The 18,481-nt window shown below is 40.4% G+C and carries 19 protein-coding genes; 12 read left to right on the top strand and 7 right to left on the bottom strand.

Annotation, left to right across the window (positions count from 1 at the left end):
• Positions 1–13 precede the first annotated feature (13 nt).
• The 4 genes from EHO58_RS16600 to EHO58_RS16585 are packed head-to-tail and all read right to left on the bottom strand — an operon-like array spanning position 14 to position 3,397.
• The gene (locus EHO58_RS16600) at positions 14–622 is read right to left on the bottom strand and encodes a hypothetical protein (protein ID WP_135627005.1); all 609 of its coding nucleotides are present in this window, start codon (positions 620–622) and stop codon (positions 14–16) included.
• Entirely contained in the window at positions 622–1,524 is a 903-nt protein-coding gene (locus EHO58_RS16595) for a peptidylprolyl isomerase (protein ID WP_135680660.1), read from the bottom strand. The genes EHO58_RS16600 and EHO58_RS16595 overlap by 1 nt, the downstream gene beginning before the upstream one ends.
• Positions 1,521–2,942 carry an argininosuccinate lyase gene (gene argH, locus EHO58_RS16590; RefSeq protein ID WP_135680659.1) on the bottom strand — a complete coding sequence of 474 codons (1,422 nt, stop codon included), beginning with the start codon at positions 2,940–2,942 and terminating at the stop codon, positions 1,521–1,523. The genes EHO58_RS16595 and argH overlap by 4 nt, the downstream gene beginning before the upstream one ends.
• 17 nt (positions 2,943–2,959) lie before the next feature.
• Positions 2,960–3,397 carry a heme-binding domain-containing protein gene (locus EHO58_RS16585; protein ID WP_135627008.1) on the bottom strand — a complete coding sequence of 146 codons (438 nt, stop codon included), beginning with the start codon at positions 3,395–3,397 and terminating at the stop codon, positions 2,960–2,962.
• A gap of 72 nt (positions 3,398–3,469) precedes the next feature.
• Here EHO58_RS16585 and EHO58_RS16580 point away from each other — a divergent pair, with 72 nt between their 5' ends.
• From EHO58_RS16580 to EHO58_RS16570, 3 genes are read left to right on the top strand one after another with little or no spacing between them, the layout of a single operon-like run.
• Entirely contained in the window at positions 3,470–3,940 is a 471-nt protein-coding gene (locus EHO58_RS16580) for an NfeD family protein (RefSeq protein ID WP_208728851.1), read from the top strand.
• A gap of 32 nt (positions 3,941–3,972) precedes the next feature.
• Complete coding sequence (locus tag EHO58_RS16575) at positions 3,973–4,908, top strand: SPFH domain-containing protein (RefSeq protein ID WP_135680657.1); 936 nt, start codon at positions 3,973–3,975, stop codon at positions 4,906–4,908.
• Positions 4,909–4,916: 8 nt separating this feature from the next.
• Positions 4,917–5,843 carry an SPFH domain-containing protein gene (locus tag EHO58_RS16570; protein WP_135627011.1) on the top strand — a complete coding sequence of 309 codons (927 nt, stop codon included), beginning with the start codon at positions 4,917–4,919 and terminating at the stop codon, positions 5,841–5,843.
• Between the two features lie 46 nt (positions 5,844–5,889).
• Here the strand turns inward: EHO58_RS16570 and fliN are convergent, their stop codons facing one another.
• Positions 5,890–6,408 (bottom strand): flagellar motor switch protein FliN, encoded by a 519-nt coding sequence (fliN, locus tag EHO58_RS16565; RefSeq protein WP_135627012.1) that lies wholly within the window; start codon positions 6,406–6,408, stop codon positions 5,890–5,892.
• A gap of 81 nt (positions 6,409–6,489) precedes the next feature.
• On the opposite strand from fliN, the gene EHO58_RS16560 reads away from it, so the two are divergent.
• The 4 genes from EHO58_RS16560 to EHO58_RS16545 all read left to right on the top strand — a co-directional run bounded on the left by EHO58_RS16560 (position 6,490) and on the right by EHO58_RS16545 (position 10,034).
• Complete coding sequence (locus EHO58_RS16560) at positions 6,490–7,785, top strand: AAA family ATPase (RefSeq protein WP_135627013.1); 1,296 nt, start codon at positions 6,490–6,492, stop codon at positions 7,783–7,785.
• Between the two features lie 125 nt (positions 7,786–7,910).
• Positions 7,911–8,735, top strand: a complete 825-nt coding sequence (gene fcpB / locus EHO58_RS16555) for a flagellar-coiling protein FcpB (protein WP_135680656.1) — start codon at positions 7,911–7,913, stop codon at positions 8,733–8,735.
• Positions 8,736–8,740: 5 nt separating this feature from the next.
• Positions 8,741–9,259: a zinc ribbon domain-containing protein gene (locus EHO58_RS16550; RefSeq protein ID WP_425269461.1), complete on the top strand. Its 519-nt coding sequence runs from the start codon at positions 8,741–8,743 to the stop codon at positions 9,257–9,259.
• 4 nt (positions 9,260–9,263) lie between these two features.
• Positions 9,264–10,034 (top strand): RsmE family RNA methyltransferase, encoded by a 771-nt coding sequence (locus EHO58_RS16545; protein WP_135680655.1) that lies wholly within the window; start codon positions 9,264–9,266, stop codon positions 10,032–10,034.
• On the opposite strand, the gene impL63 is transcribed toward EHO58_RS16545, so the two are convergent.
• On the bottom strand, positions 10,015–11,583 hold the full coding sequence (gene impL63, locus EHO58_RS16540) for a cytoplasmic membrane protein ImpL63 (protein WP_244241222.1): 1,569 nt from the start codon (positions 11,581–11,583) through the stop codon (positions 10,015–10,017). The two genes, EHO58_RS16545 and impL63, sit on opposite strands and share 20 nt — an antisense overlap.
• A 441-nt stretch (positions 11,584–12,024) precedes the next feature.
• Here impL63 and EHO58_RS16535 point away from each other — a divergent pair, with 441 nt between their 5' ends.
• The 3 genes from EHO58_RS16535 (at position 12,025) to metW (ending at position 15,164) form a co-directional block, all read left to right on the top strand.
• The gene (locus EHO58_RS16535; RefSeq protein ID WP_135627017.1) at positions 12,025–13,329 is read left to right on the top strand and encodes an O-acetylhomoserine aminocarboxypropyltransferase/cysteine synthase family protein; all 1,305 of its coding nucleotides are present in this window, start codon (positions 12,025–12,027) and stop codon (positions 13,327–13,329) included.
• A 117-nt stretch (positions 13,330–13,446) separates the two neighbouring features.
• A complete protein-coding gene (gene metX / locus EHO58_RS16530) occupies positions 13,447–14,556 on the top strand; it encodes a homoserine O-acetyltransferase MetX (RefSeq protein WP_135627018.1) in 1,110 nt (369 codons plus the stop codon).
• A complete protein-coding gene (gene metW / locus EHO58_RS16525; RefSeq protein ID WP_100710025.1) occupies positions 14,553–15,164 on the top strand; it encodes a methionine biosynthesis protein MetW in 612 nt (203 codons plus the stop codon). Before metX ends, metW begins: the two co-directional genes overlap by 4 nt.
• A gap of 37 nt (positions 15,165–15,201) precedes the next feature.
• On the opposite strand, the gene EHO58_RS16520 is transcribed toward metW, so the two are convergent.
• Positions 15,202–16,257 carry a D-alanine--D-alanine ligase gene (locus EHO58_RS16520; protein ID WP_135680654.1) on the bottom strand — a complete coding sequence of 352 codons (1,056 nt, stop codon included), beginning with the start codon at positions 16,255–16,257 and terminating at the stop codon, positions 15,202–15,204.
• 38 nt (positions 16,258–16,295) lie between these two features.
• On the opposite strand from EHO58_RS16520, the gene EHO58_RS16515 reads away from it, so the two are divergent.
• Together EHO58_RS16515 and EHO58_RS16510 are read left to right on the top strand one after the other, a co-directional pair.
• Positions 16,296–17,696, top strand: coding sequence for a hypothetical protein (locus tag EHO58_RS16515; protein ID WP_135680653.1), 1,401 nt, complete (start codon positions 16,296–16,298; stop codon positions 17,694–17,696).
• A 5-nt stretch (positions 17,697–17,701) separates the two neighbouring features.
• Positions 17,702–18,481: an MlaE family ABC transporter permease gene (locus tag EHO58_RS16510; protein ID WP_100723388.1), complete on the top strand. Its 780-nt coding sequence runs from the start codon at positions 17,702–17,704 to the stop codon at positions 18,479–18,481.

Below are 18,481 nucleotides of genomic sequence, written 5' to 3'. Positions count from 1 at the left end.
AAACAGGGCCTTTTTAGGCTTCTGCGTCTTCTATAATATAGTCTGCAATCCGGATCAATCTGCCAAGTACAGGCTTGAGTTTACTGTATTCCTGGTAACATTCCTCGTATTTTTCCAGAATTGGGTCTATTTGAGCCACCGATTTGGGAGATAAGTTCAGACTAGCAATATTGGCTTCTGAGAGTTTTTCTGCGGATTCCAGACTATCAAAAAATCTTGTGATCTCTTTTAAGATAGATTCATCCGCCCTATCATTCTTTTCGAAATTGGATTCTATTTTGAGGATATAGTCGGTAAGAGTTTGTTTGAGTCTGACTTCTTCTTCGTTTGCTTTTCGTTTTGCAGTTAGGTTGTTTACCTTACTGTACCGAGCCATTGCTTCTTCGTAGGAATGGCTGACGGACTGCCTGTTTTGTTGGATGAGGCGGACTAGAGAAACTACTGAGCGGAAATCCCAAGAAGTGTCTTTTTTGCTCCGGATCTCAGGGAACATTTCTCCACCTCGAGAGTCGTCCACCTGCAATCCGGAAAGTTTTTCTAATATTCTTCCCGTGGAGCCAGAGCCCTGTATCTCTCGGGCCACCGAAAGAAAAATAGGATTTTGGTCCAGGGAAGCGCTCATTATTTTGCCCTCTTATCGTAGATGGACACTTTGCGAATTGTAGTTTTGCCGTTCCCGGAAGCGATGATCTTATCTACTATATCAGCGCCTTGGACGATCTGTCCGAAAACAGTGTGTAATCCGTCCAAATGAGGAGTGTCTACTTGGTTGATGAAAAACTGAGAACCGTTCGTATTCGGTCCTGCATTTGCCATTGCCAATGCGCCTTTGATCGCCTTCTTACTTTTGACTACGTTATTATAACGATATCCTAGTCTGTAGAGGATTTCCATAACGGAAAGATTTTTGGCCTTTTCTAAATTGCTTTCGAGCTCTTCTCTTCTTTCGTCCGCTTCTCTTTGGCTGCGAATTCCAAGTTCTCCACCGATGTATCTGTAAAGGTAACCGGTATAATATTGTGACTGCCCGATTTTAGCCTGGTCTAAACCCAAACTTGCGGCATTGATCTCATCAGCAAATCTGTATCCTGGAGTTCCGGATCCATCTCCATAAGGACATCCACCTTGGATCATAAAACCTTCGATCACTCTATGAAAAGTTAATCCATCATAGAACGGTCTTTTCTGAGGTTGTCCATTTCTAAGAGTGAATTCTTTCTCCCCTTGTGCAAGGTCGATAAAGTTTTGAACTGTTTTGGAAGCATCCTTATCATACAGTTCAAAAAGCATATTTCCCTGGGTAGTTTCTATTAAAGCATAGATGGCAGGCTTTTCAGGAAGAGCCACACGAGGTTTTTCCTCTTTTCTAACGACTACCTCGACAGGGCTATATGCTTCCGGAACATATCTTTGTTCCGCATATGGGTTTGCCTTACAGGCAAAAGAAAATAATAAAATCGTAAACCATGCTAAGGCACCTAAAATTCCGGGCTTAGAATTCGATTTTACATTCGGATAATTCATTTCGTATTCCTTTGGATTGAGTTGATAGATTGTTTCGCGAGTTCCAATTGTTCTAACTGTCTGGATCTAGAAGTTCCGCCATAGCTAGATTTTTTGTCAGTAGAAAGTTCCAGACTTACTGCCTTGGAATATTCTTCTCCAATAAAATAAGGAGAAATTCCTTTTCGAACCTCTTCTGAGATTGTGAATAAATTCTCTTTTCTTTCCACACATTCGGATACAAGTCTTCCTACAAGTTCATGTGCAGTTCTAAATGGGACTTTTTTCTCTCCCACTAGATAGTCAGCCAAATCAGTAGCCGTAGCAAATCCTTCCTTCAGGGATCTTTCTCCCCTTTCCGGTCTGAATTGCATTTCGGAAACCATTGCTTCTAAACCTTCTAGGCTGAGTAAAACAGTTTCCACAGCATCAAAAACGGCTAACTTGTCTTCTTGTAAATCACGATTATAAGTAAGAGGCAATCCCTTTAAAAGCCCGATGAGATGATTTAAATTACCCGCAACCCTCGCAGATTTTCCACGGATCAGTTCCGCGATATCCGGATTTTTTTTCTGGGGCATGATAGAAGATCCCGTAGTTAAAGAATCAGGCAGTTTTACAAGACCGAATTCCTGGGAGGAATATAGAACTATATCCTCGCAAAAACGAGACGCATGAGACATTGTCTGTACTGCGGCGAATAAAAACTGAAGTAAATGATCCCGATTCGAAACAGCGTCCATGCTATTTGGAGAAATAGAATCTACTTTTAACTCAGAGGCCAAAAATTCCCTATCGTTTTGGTAATTCACTCCAGCCATAGCACCGGAGCCGAGTACTAGAATGTTTGCGGTCTTCTTGGCGAATTCGAAAAATTCCAAATCACGGGTGAACATCCAAAAATAGGTTAATAAAAAGTGAGAGGCTCTGATCGGTTGTGCAACTTGTAAATGAGTATAACCTGGAATGATCGTATCTATATTTTTAGAGGCTTGTTCGTAAAGCGCGCCTCTTAGAGAATCTAAACGAACTAAAATTTCTTGGATCCGATTTCTTACATAGAGCCTTGTGTCTTGTGAGACTTGGTCATTTCTAGATCTGGCTGTATGTAATTTTTTTCCAACTTCTCCTTTCAATTCCGTGAGTCTGGATTCCACATGCATGTGAATATCTTCCAACTCGGAACTGAATTTGAAATTTCCGGATTCTATTTCTTCTTCTACCTGATTTAATCCATCTAGTATGTCTTTTAATTCTGTAGAGTTTAAGATGCCCATCTTTGCAAGCATCTTGGCATGAGCCCTACTTCCTTCTAGATCTTCTTTGTACAATTTTTGGTCGAAAGAAATGGATTCTCCTATCCTTTCCATAATGGAAGAAGCTTTTTCTTTAAATCTTCCTCCCCAAAGTTTAGAGTTCTTGTCCTCAGATGTGTTCATTAAAATGACAGATGCCTTTATTGATTTTCCGCAAATGTTTGGAGCCAGTCTTTTAGGATCTCTATTTCTTCTTGATCCAGTTTAGAATTAGAATGTAAGAAAATATAATCCTTGGGAGGCATATGACCTTCTTCCACTTCTTCTAATATTTCTTCCGCCAGATCCGCCTTTTTTTCCTGTTTTAAGCTTTCCCATTCGGAAAAATTTAATTCTTCCCGGCCTTCTTCTATATGATGAGAGATATATAAAGAAACCGGAAAAACCTTAGAATACCAAGGCCATTCTACTAGATCCGAATGGCAGTCATAACAAGACTTTCGAAAAATCTTTTTGACGCGTTCTTCCGTTTTGATTTCATTAGCATTCTTTCCCAACGGAGGTTGTACGGGGATTAACTGTAGAACAAGGAATAAGACTAGTAGTCCAATTCCGAGACGAATCCAAATTTTTCTCATCACTTCCCGCTAAGAATATGGACGGGAATGTTTTTGAAAATAGAATTTTTCCCCTTTCTTCTACCTAAAACCATGGACTTTTTGCAAGACGGACATAACCTTTCTTATCTTTGGATCGCCTCCGGGATCATTCTCATGGTGGCGGAACTTTTTGTCCCTGGAACCTTCGTATTCTTTCTAGGTCTATCTGCAACAATCGTAGGAAGTATTTCCTATTTTTATGAAAGTGGATTTTGGACCCAAGCAATCATATGGGCGGGACTTTCAGGAATTCTAATCTGGACAGGAGGAAATTTTCTTAGAAAATTTTTCCCTTCTTCTTCTGAAACAGCCACTCTGAATCCGGAAGAAGGTCCGGGAAGGATCGTTCTAGTTTCCAAAGATATTCTTGTAGAAAGGAAAGGTGGTAGGGTCGTATTCCAAGGCACGGAATGGGATGCGATCAGCAAATCCAAACGTATTCCGGCCGGAAAAAGAGCTAGAATATTGGAGAGAGAAAACCTTACGTTCGTTGTGGAGCCGATCGAGCTTCCTGAAATATAATCATTTTTGAATAGGAGTTAGAAACAGACAAAATGGACCCATTTCTATTTTTTACGCTAATCGTTATAGCAGCAATCTACCTCATTATGAAAACCTGTATCGTCGTTCCCCAAACGTATAGTTTTGTAGTGGAAAGGCTGGGAGTGTTCCGTGGAGCATTCGGCGCAGGTTTTCATTTTCTCATTCCGATCATAGATCAGATCAGATACAAACAGCTCTTAAAGGAAATCGCTATCGATATTCCTCCTCAGACTTGTATCACCAAGGATAACGTTTCCATTTTGGTGGATGGTATTCTGTATATAAGGGTCATGGATGCTTATAAAGCTTCTTATGAGATCGAGAACTTTAGAAACGCAACGATCCAGCTAGCCCAAACCACTCTTCGTTCCGAGATTGGTAAATTGGTATTGGATCATACATTCTCTGAAAGAGATGATATCAACGCCAACGTGGTTCGAGCTTTGGATGAGGCAACAGATCCTTGGGGAATCAAGGTAACTCGTTACGAGATCAAAAATATTTCTCCACCTAAAGAGATCCTTCATGAGATGGAAGAACAAGTAAAGGCAGAACGTGTAAAACGTGCTGAGATCACCATATCAGAAGGAGAAAAAGCATCTAGGATCAATCGCTCTATGGGTGAAAGACAAGAAGCGATCAACCTCTCTGAAGGTGAAAAGATCAAGAAGGTAAACGAGGCAGAAGGTAAAGCTAAGGAGATTGAATTCATTGCTAAAGCCAAAGCAAAAGGGATCCATATGATCGCAGAAGCCAGTGGAAATGAAGGCGGATCAGAAGCAGTCAATCTTCAGATCACAGAGGATTATCTTTCAGGTTTAGGTATCATTTTAGAAAAAGCTAAAACCACTGTTCTTCCTACGGAAATGGCAAACGTAGTCGGTTTCTTTGAAGGAATCTCCAAGGTGACCAACAAATTCCCGGGACTGGATTCAGAGAAGGAGTAATACTTAATATGTTTGTTTCAGTATTTTTATGGATATTCTGGCTCGGATTTCTACTCTACCTTGCCTATAAGTTATATCGTTCTTTGAGAATTGTTTCTGCTCAGGAATGTATCATTGTAGAAAGACTCGGAAAATACAGCAGAACCCTTCATGCAGGGTTTCATATTCTCATTCCTTTTATAGATTATGATGCTTACTATCATACTTTAAAAGAGCAAGCGATAGATGTTCCTCCTCAAACTTGTATTACTAAAGACAATGTTAAGGTGGAGATGGATGGAATTCTTTATCTAAGAGTTCTTGATCCTCAGAAAGCAAGTTACGGGATAGAAGATTATAGATTCGCAGTTACCCAACTCGTGCAAACTACTATGAGAGCGATCATTGGAACCATGGATCTGGATACTACATTCGAGACCAGAGAAGTGATCAATAGTAAGATCCTAGAGGTTTTGGACCAAGCAGGAGAACCTTGGGGAGTTAGAGTGAATCGTTATGAGATCGTGAACATCGCTCCTCCTAAATCTATCATTGAAGCAATGGAAAGGGAGAAAAAAGCACAGATCACCAAGAAGGCTCAGATCTCTCTTTCGGAAGGAGATAGAGATTCTAGGATCAACCGCTCTTTAGGTATTAAAGAAGAAGCGATCAATAAGTCTGAAGGTGAAAAACAAAAAAGGATCAATGAGGCAGAAGGACAAGCTGCAGAAATTGAATCTATTGCCACTGCTACTGCAAAAGGTATCGAGCTACTTGCAGCTTCTATCAAAACAAAAGGTGGAAAAGAAGCAGTCAAACTCAGGATTGCTCAGAGATTTATCAAAGAGGTGGAAAAATTAGGACAAGATGGAACAGAACTTGTTCTTCCATTAAACCTATCTAATTTTAAATCCGTGATGAAATCAGTACTCGGAAGCGAGGACAAAAAAGTTTAAGACGATCATCGTATCCGGAGTTCATCTCCGGATACGAACATTCACCTTAGAGCATTCTTCTAGATGGATCTACTATCTCGGTAATTCGAATCCCGTAATAATCATCCAATAAAACCAGTTTTCCTTTTCCAACCAGTTTGCCGTTTGCTAAAATATCTAAGTCTTCGCCGACTGCATTGTCTAATTCTACAACTGCACCTTCATTCAGACCTAGGACATCTTTAATGTACATATTGGTCCTACCTAATTCCACAGTAAGAGCCACATTTACATCTAATAATAGATTTAAATTTGCAGTATTGGAAGAAACAGAACTAGAGCGAGCACTTGCTTTCGGAGGAGCTGGGGTAGAAGAAGGTCCCAAAGCCGCGGCAATATCCGCGAAAGATGGGGCGCCTCCAGATGCCGGAGAAGTAGAAGAGCCTGCTCCACCGCCGGAATCTCCTAATAGTGAATCCAATTCTCCGCTCAGATTAAAATCAGCCGAGCCACCGCCCCCACCTCCCGGACTGGACCCGGTTAGTAATGCGTCTATATCGTCTTGTGAAAGGGAGCCTTCACCCATTAGGACTTGCCTCCAAAGGTTCTTTCTAAATTCTTCGACAGAACCGAAAGATTATACAAGAGAAATTCTAGGGAAGAATGAATGAAACCTGAAGATTTGACCAGTGTGCCCCCTCGAAATTCCGGAAATATTCTGGATTTTACCCAGGCTAAAAACCTGCTTTATTCGGAGCTCAAAGGTCTAGGAGTTAAGGATTCCGAACTTCCTGCATTTGTGCCCGATAAAAAAGATCTTAGGATAGAATTTCCAATCCCAGGCGCAGACAAAAGCCAACTTTTGGACTGTATCCAAATCGTTCGAAATCATATAGAAAATCTAAGGATCCATACGTTCGAACCTGGATATGTTTGTCTCCAAGCATTGAATGAGAATCTATTCGAGACCAAAAACATTTTAGACAATGCAAAGTTCCGTTTCTATTCAGGAAGGAACCAAAGCAAGATAGAGATCACTAAAAAGGGAGATTTCCATAGAGAGGAAGTTTTTTCCGCAATAGACCTATTTAAATATCTCAGACTTTCCAAACAAGAGTCCGTCCAAAATCCAAAGGAACTTCTGCTCAGACTAGGAATCGATGTATTCGATCCGATAGAAGCAAAGAAGAAGGGAGACTGGATGACATTCGAAACCATAGCAGGTTACGAAGACGTCAAAAGACAAATATTAGAATCCATTATACTTCCTTTAAAATCTCCTGAAACTCTAGAAGAACTTTCCAAACTCACTCGAAAGTTCCCGGGTAGAACAAAACCAAGGGCAATTCTTTTAGAAGGAGAACCAGGGGTCGGAAAAACCACCATGGCAAAAGTGATTTCCTGCATGACGGAGATCCCTCTTATCTATGTGCCTGTGGAATCTATTTTAAGTAAATATTATGGGGAAAGCGCTCAGAACATGGCTTATGTCTTCGACGTGGCTTCCCTATTCCCTTCCTGCCTTTTATTTTTGGACGAAATAGATTCTTTGGCTGGATCCAGGGACGACGGTCTATTCGAGGCCACCCGGAACATTCTATCCGTATTATTACGAAAATTGGATGGTTTCGAAGGGGGACAAAAATCAATCACCTTAGGTGCCACAAACAGAAAACAGGACTTGGATAAGGCTTTAGTCTCCAGATTCGACAGATCCGTATTCTTCCCCCTTCCAAACGAAAAAGAAAGAGCTGCGATATTAGGAAATTATGCTAAACATTTACAGGATTCAGAGCGTTTAACAATTTCACAACGATTAGGATCGCATTCTGGACGGGATTTAAGGGATTTCTGCGATTTTGTAGAAAGAAGATGGGCGGCCAATCTGATTGAAAAAGGATTGAAACCGACTCCTCCCCCCTATGAACTGTATCTGGAAACCAGTTCAAAATCCGGAAAATAAAAGTTTTCGGTGCGAAAATGTAAGTCTTGGATTTAATCGGGAGTCTATTTTACCGATACTAGAGACAGGGTATTCTCGACTTTCGGGAAACCCAAACGCAGAAGAGACCAAGGAAATAGGGTACAATGAAACGCAAAATCGCATTTTGCCTGGCAATTTTTTCAATCGCAGGCATACTCAACGCTCAAGACAACCAAGCCCAAAAGAAGGAAGACGGCCAAGTAGGTGCTGCCATTTTGGATACTGAAAAAGGTCTGGATCAAAGAGCATCCGCTCTAAACGAAAGACTGAAACGTCATACCGTACTCATGAAAATGAAAGTGCGTATTCTTCCATTCCGCACTGTTCTTTTCAAAGGAAAAGCAAACAACGACGAATGTGTGCCTGCTAATAGCAACGCACAAGAAGATGCAGCAAACAACTGTATCCGCGTAGAAGTTTACGATTTCATTAAGGACGAGGAAAGAGGACAAGGTAAGATCGTTCAAGGTGGACTTTCCAAATATATGGAAATCTACTTCGAAGGACCGAACACTAATGATCCCGATCCTAGAATGGAACCTCCTCGTAAAATTAGCAAAATTATAAGCAAAGTTTATAAAAACAACTTCCTAATCGAAGATAAATCGGTTTCCGAGATCATCGACAGGGCTCCAAATGATCAACCAGGACATAACGATAAGATCGAACTATTCTATCAAAAGAACGGTTATCCTGAAGGTGGTCGCCCTGAAACTCCTAGTGAAAAAGGTGTTGGTAAATATGTTCTTGCTAACGTAGAGAACACTAAGACCCACCCTATCCGTAACTCTTTCAAAAAGACTTTCTACATTAAACATTTGGATTCATTCGACAGATTGTTTACCAAAATTTTCGATTATAATGACCAATTGGGTAATGAGAACTACAAAGAGAACGTAAACACGCTCAAGGAATCCCTGAAATACTAAGCTAAGTGCGGTATATTCTTCCTTGTTCTTCCTGCGGCACTGAACTCAGGATTCCCATGGATTTGGGAAGACTGACTGTTCGGTGTCCTAGATGTTATCATTCTTTCGTTTTTGATCCGGAAGACCCGGCCAGTTTTAGAGGCGGAAGATACGATCTCCCCGGAGGAGACTCCGGAACCCAGAGTCCCCGTTCAGCACGGGGATTTTTTCGTTTTTTAGAAGGCAAATTCGAATCCATCAAATCCAGATTCAGTCGAAATAGATCCTACGGTTGGCAAAATCCAGGAGAACGTATTCAATCATTCGAAAATTATAATGATGATCCGAATCGTACAGGATTCGGCCCCCTACTCGCAAAATATATTCTATTCATTCTGATCCTGATCGGGGTCGCAAGAGCCTGTTTCTTTTCTTCTCAAAACTGGAATGACTCAGTTCCTAATTGGAACCAGCCTGAGACGCAGGAACCTTCTGTTCCTACTCCTAATGAAGAAGATGATAAGGCCCCTCAAGTAGAAATTTAAACTTATGAATTATCTAATATTGGATCCCTCTCAGAAAACAAATTCTGGGGAATTCAAGATCATCAATCCGGATCGGATCATTCATATTCTAAAAGTTTTACAAAAAAAAGAAGGAAATAAGATCAAAGCAGGTCTCCTAAATGAGAGTTTAGGATTTTTTAAAATTATAAATATATCTTCTCGGGAAATTTTAGGATCATATACTCCCATTATTAAACCTAAAAGAAGAAGTCCCGGTATTCATCTAATCGTTTCCGTCCAAAGACCCCCCACTGTGGAAAAGATCTTAGAACTTGCGGGTGTCTGGGGTGTACAATCCTTGGAATTCAGACTTGCTACACTTTCTAGAACCGAATACCTCACCTCCCCCGTATGGAAAGAAGAGAATATAAAAGAAAAACTGATCCTTGGAATGGAACAAGGTGGTAATGTTTTTCTACCTAAATTAGAACTTGGATTTGTTCCACCAGGCCAAAAAACAAGTTTCGAGAAGAAGGGATCGATCTCGGAAATAGTATCTTCTTCCCGTAAATTTTTCTACTTGGATAAAAAAGGAAAATTTATCCAAGAAAGTCTTCCTTTGGAGGAAAAAGAATATTCTATATTGGTAGGCCCCGAACCTGGCTGGACAAAAAAAGAATTGGAAGTGTTCAGAAAATCGAATATTTCAGGAGTCAGGCTTTCTTCTTCCGTTTTGAGATCGGAACAAGCTGTGTCCTTCTTCCTTTCCCAATGGGAAAACTCCTTGCCTCGTGTTAGAAGGACAAAGAGTTAGAAAATAGGACCTTCTGCTCGTCCTGCGCCACGAAACTATTCGAGGTGCTATCGTACACCCATCTACGAATATCCTGGACTCTGATCGAAATGAATCCCAGATTAAGAGCAGCTTCAATTGCTCCTACTGAATTATCATCTACCTTGAATGCGTCTTTATTTTGATCAAAGTTTTTACGCGTATAATAACCGGAGATCATGAATAATGAACCGATCGGGAAATATAAACCTACGAATATCCTAGAATTATTCGGTCCGGAATAATTTTCATAGTTAGCTTCCAGGGAAATCCTGTAAAAACTTAATACGACTGAAGTGAAATAACCTTTCAGTCTTGCAGCATCCGGATCCATTAGTTTAGCAGCTTCCAATTTCGTCATTGGAAGCTGGGAGTTCACATTAGCCTGATATCTTTCTAATTCATAAAAGCTATCGAAATACATAGGAATATAGTTCGCATCCATATTCCTATATTCAGGTTTAATCTTTGCGTAGATATCTTTTCCACCGAAGCGGAACATTGCGCCCGTATGAGTTCCTTTAGAATTCAATATTTTGATCGTGTTTACATCGTAGTATGGAGTGATCTCCACATACTTTGAGCTAATCAGTTTGTATTCGGCATCCATACCTTGGATGACTAATTTTTCAGACTGTTCTACGAGTGGATTATTATTAGAATCCAAACGTAAACGACCAGTTGTATCAAATGAAAGTTGTGTTGGTGCTTTTGTATCGAAAGCAGTCGTATATCCGATAGAGAATCTATTTGCGAAATTATCCTGATTGAAGAACTCTTTTAACTTTTCCTTACGAGATTCGGGTTTTTTCTCGATCGGGATCATTTCTTCTTTCATTTGGTGAGTCTTTTGATCTTCCACCAAAGCCCTGTATTTCTCTCTGTCTTCCGGATCTACTCCAGCTTCTTCATAAACTTTTTTTCTACCGGCTTCGTCTGCTACGTTTCCTTGTCCAAGCTGCAACATCCCGAATAACTGGGATCTGCCGGTAAATAGATCAAATAATTTGAATGCGATTGCAAATGGACGGACATATCCTCGAGCAGCACCAATCTCATGTGTATAAACCGAGTTTGTGAATACCTGCACTCCTCCATAATCATTATTAAAATCAGCCATAAGACCCACATTATAAATGTCTATCCTTTGGTTGTTCACATAACGGTTTACGATTGTTCCATGACCTATATATCCATCAAAAAGTTTTCCGGCATAAAAGGAGAAGGTTGTCTCCCCAGGTTTATAAAGTCCGTAGGTCCCGTACCAAATATTATTAATGAGCCTGAGATAATCGCTTTTCTGGTCATAGTCGATTTTACGGATACTTCCTACCTTTAAGGTTGGGTCCTTTGGATCCTGGTCATAGGCGAGAAAGTTCATCGGAGCCGTAAGAGATAATCCGAATTCTCCACCGAAATTCAAATTTAAGGTAGGAGCAAGATATAGATAATAGTCGTTATTAAACTTGTTCACCCCTGCATCGAATGTGAATGGATCAGGAGGCTGCATGAACTGTCTTCCCGGAGGCATCCAGAGTTGTGCTTCAAGTTCTTCTCCCGGTATTAGATAAAGTGAGAGAAGGATAATTCCAGGAAGTATTAGAGATCTTTTAATTAAATTCAAAAAGTTTAATTTCATATTTGAGCCGGAATATTCCGGGGACCGTATTTCAATTCATCCAAAAATAGTACCACTAGTATCGTATTACATACGTGGAATCTAAATGACTTACCGATTCTACCAGAACCTTGCGTTGAAAAACCAATAAAACAGGAACATTTCTCGTATTTTAGAAAATATTTTCCAGAATTTACTGAATTTCACTTCTTAAGGGATGAATTTTAGAAAGAATTTTCAGTTTAGTTCTGAAATCCATATTGTTCGCTATAGCGATTATTTTATCCTATTTATTAAATTTTAGATGGACATTGTGGAGCAAATTTCTACGCTCAGTAAAAAGGAGCCCTAGCGATGGCAAGAAACTATAAACCAGAAACAATCGTTCTTCACGGAGGACAGGCCCCGGATCCAACTACCACATCCAGGGCAGTCCCTATCTACCAAACTACGTCCTATGTTTTTAAGGACACAGATCATGCAGCGAGGCTATTCGGTCTCCAGGAATTCGGTAATATTTATACCAGGATCGGTAACCCGACTACTGATGTTTTAGAACAAAGAGTTGCAGCATTAGAAGGCGGAGTAGCAGCTCTTGCGACTGCTTCCGGTCAGTCCGCAGAAACATTAGCACTTTTGAATATAGTAGAAGCTGGACAAGAAATCGTAGCGTCTTCTTCCCTTTATGGTGGGACTTATAACCTTCTTCACTATACTTTCCCTAAACTCGGGATCAAAGTTCATTTTGTGGACCAGTCCAATCCTGAAAATTTCAAAAAAGCGATCAATGATAAGACTAGAGCCATCTTTGCCGAAACCTTAGGAAATCCTAAATTGGATACTTTGGATATCGAAGCGGTTGCAAAAGTTGCTCATGATGCAGGAGTTCCTCTTGTAATCGACAATACCCTACCTTCTCCTTATCTGATCCGTCCTATCGATTTTGGTGCGGACGTGGTAGTTCACTCCTTGACCAAGTTTTTAGGAGGTCACGGAACTTCCATCGGTGGAATCATCGTGGATTCAGGTAAATTCAATTGGGGGAACGGTAAATTTAAGAACTTCACAGAGCCGGATCCAAGTTATCATGGCCTAAAATTCTGGGATGTTTTCGGTAAATTCGAACCGTTTGGCGGAGTAAATATTGCGTTCATCATCAAGGCTCGTGTCCAAGGTTTAAGGGATTTAGGACCTGCAATTTCTCCTTTTAACGCGTTTAATATCCTGCAAGGTATTGAAACTTTGCCTTTGAGAATCACACAACATTCTCAAAATGCTCTGAAAGTTGCGGAATATCTTTCTAAACATCCTAAGGTGTCTTGGGTGAACTACCCTGGTCTTCCTTCCGACAAAAACTATGCTCTGGCTAAAAAATATCATACCAGAGGATTATTCGGAGCGATCATAGGATTCGGAGTGAAAGGTGGAATTCCGGAAGCTAAGAAGTTGATAGATGGCCTGGAATTATTCTCCTTGCTTGCAAACGTAGGAGATGCAAAATCACTTGCTATCCATCCGGCTTCCACTACTCACCAACAGTTGAGTCCGGAAGAACAATTGGCTGCAGGTGTGACTCCGGAGTTTATCAGACTCTCAGTTGGTCTAGAACATATAGACGATATTATTACGGACCTGGACGAAGCACTGAAAAAGGTGTGACTTCCGACTCCGTCCAAAAAATCGTCTAATAATCGGCCACTTTCTCTTTTTACTTTCCTAAGCTTGCTTGGGATCGTCTGAAAAAGGAAAGTGGCTTAGTTATTTGGAACTTAAATCATGGGATCGAATCAATCCATCGGCATAGTCGAACCAAAAACCGCAGTGCTGGGAGATCTACGCCTGGACAACGGTTCCATTCTTTCCCCCACCGTAGTTGCTTATGAAACCTACGGAACACTTTCTCCAAATAAGGACAATGCAATACTAATCTGCCATGCACTTTCGGGCGACGCTCATGCTGCGGGTTTTCATTCCGAATCAGAAAAACGTCCAGGTTGGTGGGATGAATATATCGGCCCGGGCAAAGCATTTGATACAAATCAATATTTCGTAATATCATCTAATGTGATCGGCGGATGTAAGGGTTCTTCCGGGCCTATGAGTATCAATCCTGTTAGCGGAAAACCTTATGGTTCCAGCTTTCCTTTCGTTTCCATCAAGGATATGGTAGCTGCTCAAAAACTTTTGGTAGAATCTTTCGGTATCCAAAGATTACTCTGTGTAGCCGGCGGTTCTATGGGTGGAATGCAGGCTTTACAATGGAGCATTTCTTATCCGGATGTTTTAGAAAATTGTATAATTCTCGCCTCTTCTGCAGAACATTCCGCAATGCAGATCGCTTTTAATGAAGTGGGAAGGCAGGCAATTCTTTCCGATCCGAATTGGAATAATGGACTGTACGAAGACAGTGCAACTCCTAGAAAAGGTCTTGCTTTAGCAAGGATGATGGGCCATATCACTTATCTTTCTGATCATAAGATGAGAGAAAAATTCGGCAGGAAACCGCCTATTGGAAACCTACTAAATTCTGATTTCGCGGTCGGAAGTTATCTAATCTATCAGGGAGAAAGTTTCGTAGATCGTTTTGATGCGAATTCTTATATCTATGTGACAAAGGCTTTGGATCATTTTAGCTTGGGAAAAGGCCAGGAACTTACTAAGGCACTTAGTCCTGCTCAATGTAGATTTTTAGTGGTTTCCTATAGTTCTGATTGGCTCTACCCTCCTTCTCAATCTAGAGAAATTGTAAAAAGTTTAGAAGCCTCCGACAAAAGAGTCTTTTATGTAGAGCTAACTACGAATGAAGGTCATGATAGTTTTCTTCTTCCGAACCAAAGGCAAGAGGATGTGATCCGAGGTTTTCTAAATATGCCGGTGAATGAATGATAGATTCTAAGATCTTAAGTAGTACTACTTTGAGAGAAAGACCGGACTTCGCTTATATTCTGGATACGATCTCACCAGGCTCTAGAGTTTTGGACCTTGGTTGCGGTAACGGAGACCTTCTCTATCTTCTAAAACAAAAAGGGATTAGAGGACAAGGCATCGAGAAGGACGAAGATGCTATTGTTGAATGTATCCGCAAAGGTGTATACGTTCACCATGGGGATATCGACGAAGGTTTAAGCCATCACGAAGATAAACGTTTTGATTATGTGATCTTAAACCAGACCATCCAAGAGACTAGACATCCGGGAGATATTATTAAGGAATGTTTAAGGATCGCGAAACGAGTGATCATCGTTTTTCCGAATTTTGGATATTGGGAAGTTCGTTTTAGGATTTTATTCCAGGGAAAAACTCCTGTTACGGATCTTCTTCCTTATCGTTGGTTCAATACACCCAATCTACACTTTTTATCCGTTTTAGATTTCCAAGAGTTCTGCGATATTCGAGGTTTCACTGTCGAAGATAGAGCATTCTTCACTGATCTGAAACAGGTGAAATTCAGTCCTAACTTTTTTGCAAAGTTGGCTTTATTTCAGATTCGTTAAAATGTAGGAGTTCCTACACGCGCGACCTAAGGCCAATTTAACCTACGGGCACCTTCCCTGCTCTTTCTAAAGCCTGGTCGATCAAAGACTGGTATAATGTTTGGATCGGAATCCCAGCTGCTTTTGCTTGTTGAGGGATAAGACTTGTCTCTGTCATTCCGGGTAACGTATTTGTTTCCAGAACGAATGGAGTTTCTCCTACGATTATAAAATCAGTTCTAGAATATCCTTCACATCCAAGTGTTTTATGAGCGAGAATGGATTGTTCTTGGATCTTAGAAATGATCTTTTCAGGTAAACGAGCCGGAGTGATCTCTTGGGAAAGTCCGGGTTTGTATTTGGATTCTACATCGAAAAATTCTCCACCTGGAATGATCTCAGTTGGAGGAAGCGCTTCTAATATTCTTTTAGAACCTTCTTTCTTTTCCCAAACTCCGCAGGAAACTTCCGTTCCTTTTAAGAATTTTTGTAAGATCGCATGTTCTTCCGCATCGAAAAATTCAGGTAATCTTTTACGAAGATCTTCGGGTCCTTCTATCCTAAATGTATGAAAACTGGAACCGCCTTCCACAGGTTTTAGAAAAAGCGGATATTCTAAACCTGAATTTTCGACCGAAGTCGGATTTTCAGAATATTCTTTTTTTCTCAATTCCCAAAATGGAGCTACAGACATTCCGGCAAGTTGGAATAACCGGTTTGCTCTGATCTTATCCATTGCAAGTGCAGATGCTTTTACATCTGATCCTGTGAATGGGATTCCTAGAACTTTTAAAAATCCTTGGACGGAACCGTCTTCTCCGCTAGTTCCATGTAATCCTAAAAATGCAACATCACAATCTAAAGAAGAGAATATTCCAGCGTTAGTAGAATGCAGTTCCTCGAATTCTTTTAGATACTCTTCAGGATTTTTGGAATTTCCTTCCGGAAACTCGGGTCGATACTCTTTAGGGATGACCCATCTACCATCTCTGGAAATGAGAATGGGTTTGACCGAATGTCCCATGGAAGACAAAGTTTTACTTATGAAAGTGCCTGTGCGCAGGGAAATTTCGTGTTCTGTGGAAGTTCCGCCGAATAAAACTGCAATTTTCAATGATCTAATCCCCTGTTGTTTAGGATTTTCCGGGAAGAATGATAAATAAGAATCTAGTACTGATCCTTTTCTTCCTAGTTTGTACGGAAAGTCTATTTTCGGAATACCCTTTCAAACCGGTTTCTCCTTATCCTTCCGAATACAAACAATTTTGGTTCTTATACCAATCCGAAAAAAGATTGGGAGAAGAAGAACAGATCTTCAGACCGTTCTTCTCCACTTATAAAGAAACTAAATCCAATTATAGATATGATACATTTTTATTCCCCATCTACTATTCCGAAAAGACTGATTATTGGAGGGTCTGGAGCTTTTTATTTTTTATTACCGGAACAGAGACCTATCATGATGATCTAGGCTGGGATGAGGATACTCTTTCTCCATTTCTGATTTGGGGAAAAGGAGAAACTGCTAGGGAATCCTATTTTGGATTTTTCCCTTTCTTCGGAAGGCTCAGAGGAAAGGCAAGTTATTCGGAGTTGAACTTCACTCTCTTCCCACTTTATTCGAATTGGAAATACAAAAATTATAATGCTCATGGGATCTTATGGCCTCTCATCATGTGGGGAGGTTCCGAAGTCAGAAACGATCTAAGGATCCTACCTTTCTATTCTCATAAGATCCATAAGGGAAAATACGAACGTTATTCCATCCTTTGGCCTTTTATACAATGGGGAAGTAACAACGAAGATAAAAGGGAACCTTTTACTTATAAAATGTTTTGGCCCTTATATCTTGCCAAGGATTCCGAATTCGGAAATATGAAAGCCAGGGCATTTCTTTGGTTCCCTATTTTCGGTTCTTTGTTTTCTTACGGGTATGATAAAAGAACTCACGAAAAAGATCTGAATATTCTATTTTTCTTTTTTCAATATGGTCAAAACGACGACGAAGATTACAGAAAGTTAATTTTATTTCCTTTTTACGGATATTATAGATTCGCGTATAAGGAGACCAGATTTTTCACTCCATTTTATTTTCGCTTGAGCACCGATAGTTATCATATCAAATCTTCCGAAACCTACTTTATCCCATTTTGGTGGAGAACGAATAGGACTTACGTTCAATGGGGAAGAGAAGAAAATTACTATAAACTCTGGCCTCTATTTCGTTGGCATGAAGACAGAGAAGGTAACCTGACTTGGAATCTTCTTTCTTTATTTCCTATAAAATCCGAACTTGTGGAAAGGATCTGGGATCCGGTCTGGTCTATTATTGAGTATCAAAAATTATCCAACGGAGAAAAAAGGCTCTCTTTTTTAATGAGGCTTTATACCCAGAGATGGAACGAAGAAGAACTGCATATCCATGTGCCATTGCTCGTGGAATACAGCTCTACTCCGGAAAAAACATCTTATCAATTTTTATACGGTCTATTCGGATTAGAAAAAAACAAGGATAAGACCACTGTGCAGATTTTTTGGTGGATTAGGCTCTAATCGAAATGTTGGATACCTTTAAAGAAAAAGCGAACGATACTCTTTATGCCGCAGGTTACACGATCGTTCTGATCGCGGAAACTTTTTTAAACCTAAGATTTACCGTCGAAAAACGGAAAGAAATTTTAGACCAAATGTTTATCGCAGGTGTTGGAAGTTTATTCGTAGTTTCTGTAGTAGCTGTTTTTACAGGGATGCTTCTTACATTAAACACAGGACTTGGCCTAAAAGATTTCGGAGCGGAAGGCCAGATCGGACTTCTTCTTACAATCACTCTCACTCGAGAAATGTCCCCTTTTATGACTGCATTGATCTTAGCTGCTTCCATAGGTTCGGCTATCGCTGCTGAAATCGGAACCATGAAAGTTTCGGAAGAAATTGACGCTCTGGAAGTGATGTCGATTGACCCGGTTCGATTTCTGGTATTTCCGAGAGTATTAGGTTTTTCTTTAATGGTTCCGGTCCTCTGCGTATATTCCAGCATCTTAGGAATTTTAGGCGGCGCAATCGTAGGTCATTTCCAATTGGGAATCGAATATATTGTGTATTTCCAAGACGTGAATGAAAGGATCACTTCAATTCCCGGTCTAAAAGATCTTTACACCGGTTTATTCAAAGGTTACGTATTCGGCCTGATCATTTCGGCAATTTCTTGTTCTCATGGTTTGAGGACTTCAGGTGGAGCGATCGGAGTCGGTAGAGCCACCCGAGAATCAGTGGTAACTTCTTTCTTGATGGTTATCTTTTTTGGTTATGTGATCACAGCGATCTTTTACAGGCAATAA

The organism is Leptospira selangorensis, from assembly GCF_004769405.1.
Taxonomy (GTDB): Bacteria; Spirochaetota; Leptospiria; order Leptospirales; family Leptospiraceae; genus Leptospira_B; species Leptospira_B selangorensis.
The sequence above is the reverse complement of the archived record's forward strand: the minus strand, read 5'-3'. Positions and strand labels throughout refer to the sequence as shown.

Coding starts and splice junctions, on each gene's coding strand:
- metX (WP_135627018.1), top strand. CDS start 13,447: ATGGGATCGAATCAATCCATCGGCATAGTCGAACCAAAAACCGCAGTG.
- EHO58_RS16560 (WP_135627013.1), top strand. CDS start 6,490: ATGAAACCTGAAGATTTGACCAGTGTGCCCCCTCGAAATTCCGGAAAT.
- EHO58_RS16545 (WP_135680655.1), top strand. CDS start 9,264: ATGAATTATCTAATATTGGATCCCTCTCAGAAAACAAATTCTGGGGAA.
- EHO58_RS16575 (WP_135680657.1), top strand. CDS start 3,973: ATGGACCCATTTCTATTTTTTACGCTAATCGTTATAGCAGCAATCTAC.
- fliN (WP_135627012.1), bottom strand. CDS start 6,408: ATGGGTGAAGGCTCCCTTTCACAAGACGATATAGACGCATTACTAACC.
- EHO58_RS16600 (WP_135627005.1), bottom strand. CDS start 622: ATGAGCGCTTCCCTGGACCAAAATCCTATTTTTCTTTCGGTGGCCCGA.
- argH (WP_135680659.1), bottom strand. CDS start 2,942: ATGAACACATCTGAGGACAAGAACTCTAAACTTTGGGGAGGAAGATTT.
- fcpB (WP_135680656.1), top strand. CDS start 7,911: ATGAAACGCAAAATCGCATTTTGCCTGGCAATTTTTTCAATCGCAGGC.
- metW (WP_100710025.1), top strand. CDS start 14,553: ATGATAGATTCTAAGATCTTAAGTAGTACTACTTTGAGAGAAAGACCG.
- EHO58_RS16515 (WP_135680653.1), top strand. CDS start 16,296: ATGATAAATAAGAATCTAGTACTGATCCTTTTCTTCCTAGTTTGTACG.
- EHO58_RS16510 (WP_100723388.1), top strand. CDS start 17,702: ATGTTGGATACCTTTAAAGAAAAAGCGAACGATACTCTTTATGCCGCA.
- EHO58_RS16570 (WP_135627011.1), top strand. CDS start 4,917: ATGTTTGTTTCAGTATTTTTATGGATATTCTGGCTCGGATTTCTACTC.
- impL63 (WP_244241222.1), bottom strand. CDS start 11,583: ATGCCTCCGGGAAGACAGTTCATGCAGCCTCCTGATCCATTCACATTC.
- EHO58_RS16580 (WP_208728851.1), top strand. CDS start 3,470: ATGGACTTTTTGCAAGACGGACATAACCTTTCTTATCTTTGGATCGCC.
- EHO58_RS16535 (WP_135627017.1), top strand. CDS start 12,025: ATGGCAAGAAACTATAAACCAGAAACAATCGTTCTTCACGGAGGACAG.
- EHO58_RS16585 (WP_135627008.1), bottom strand. CDS start 3,397: ATGAGAAAAATTTGGATTCGTCTCGGAATTGGACTACTAGTCTTATTC.
- EHO58_RS16595 (WP_135680660.1), bottom strand. CDS start 1,524: ATGAATTATCCGAATGTAAAATCGAATTCTAAGCCCGGAATTTTAGGT.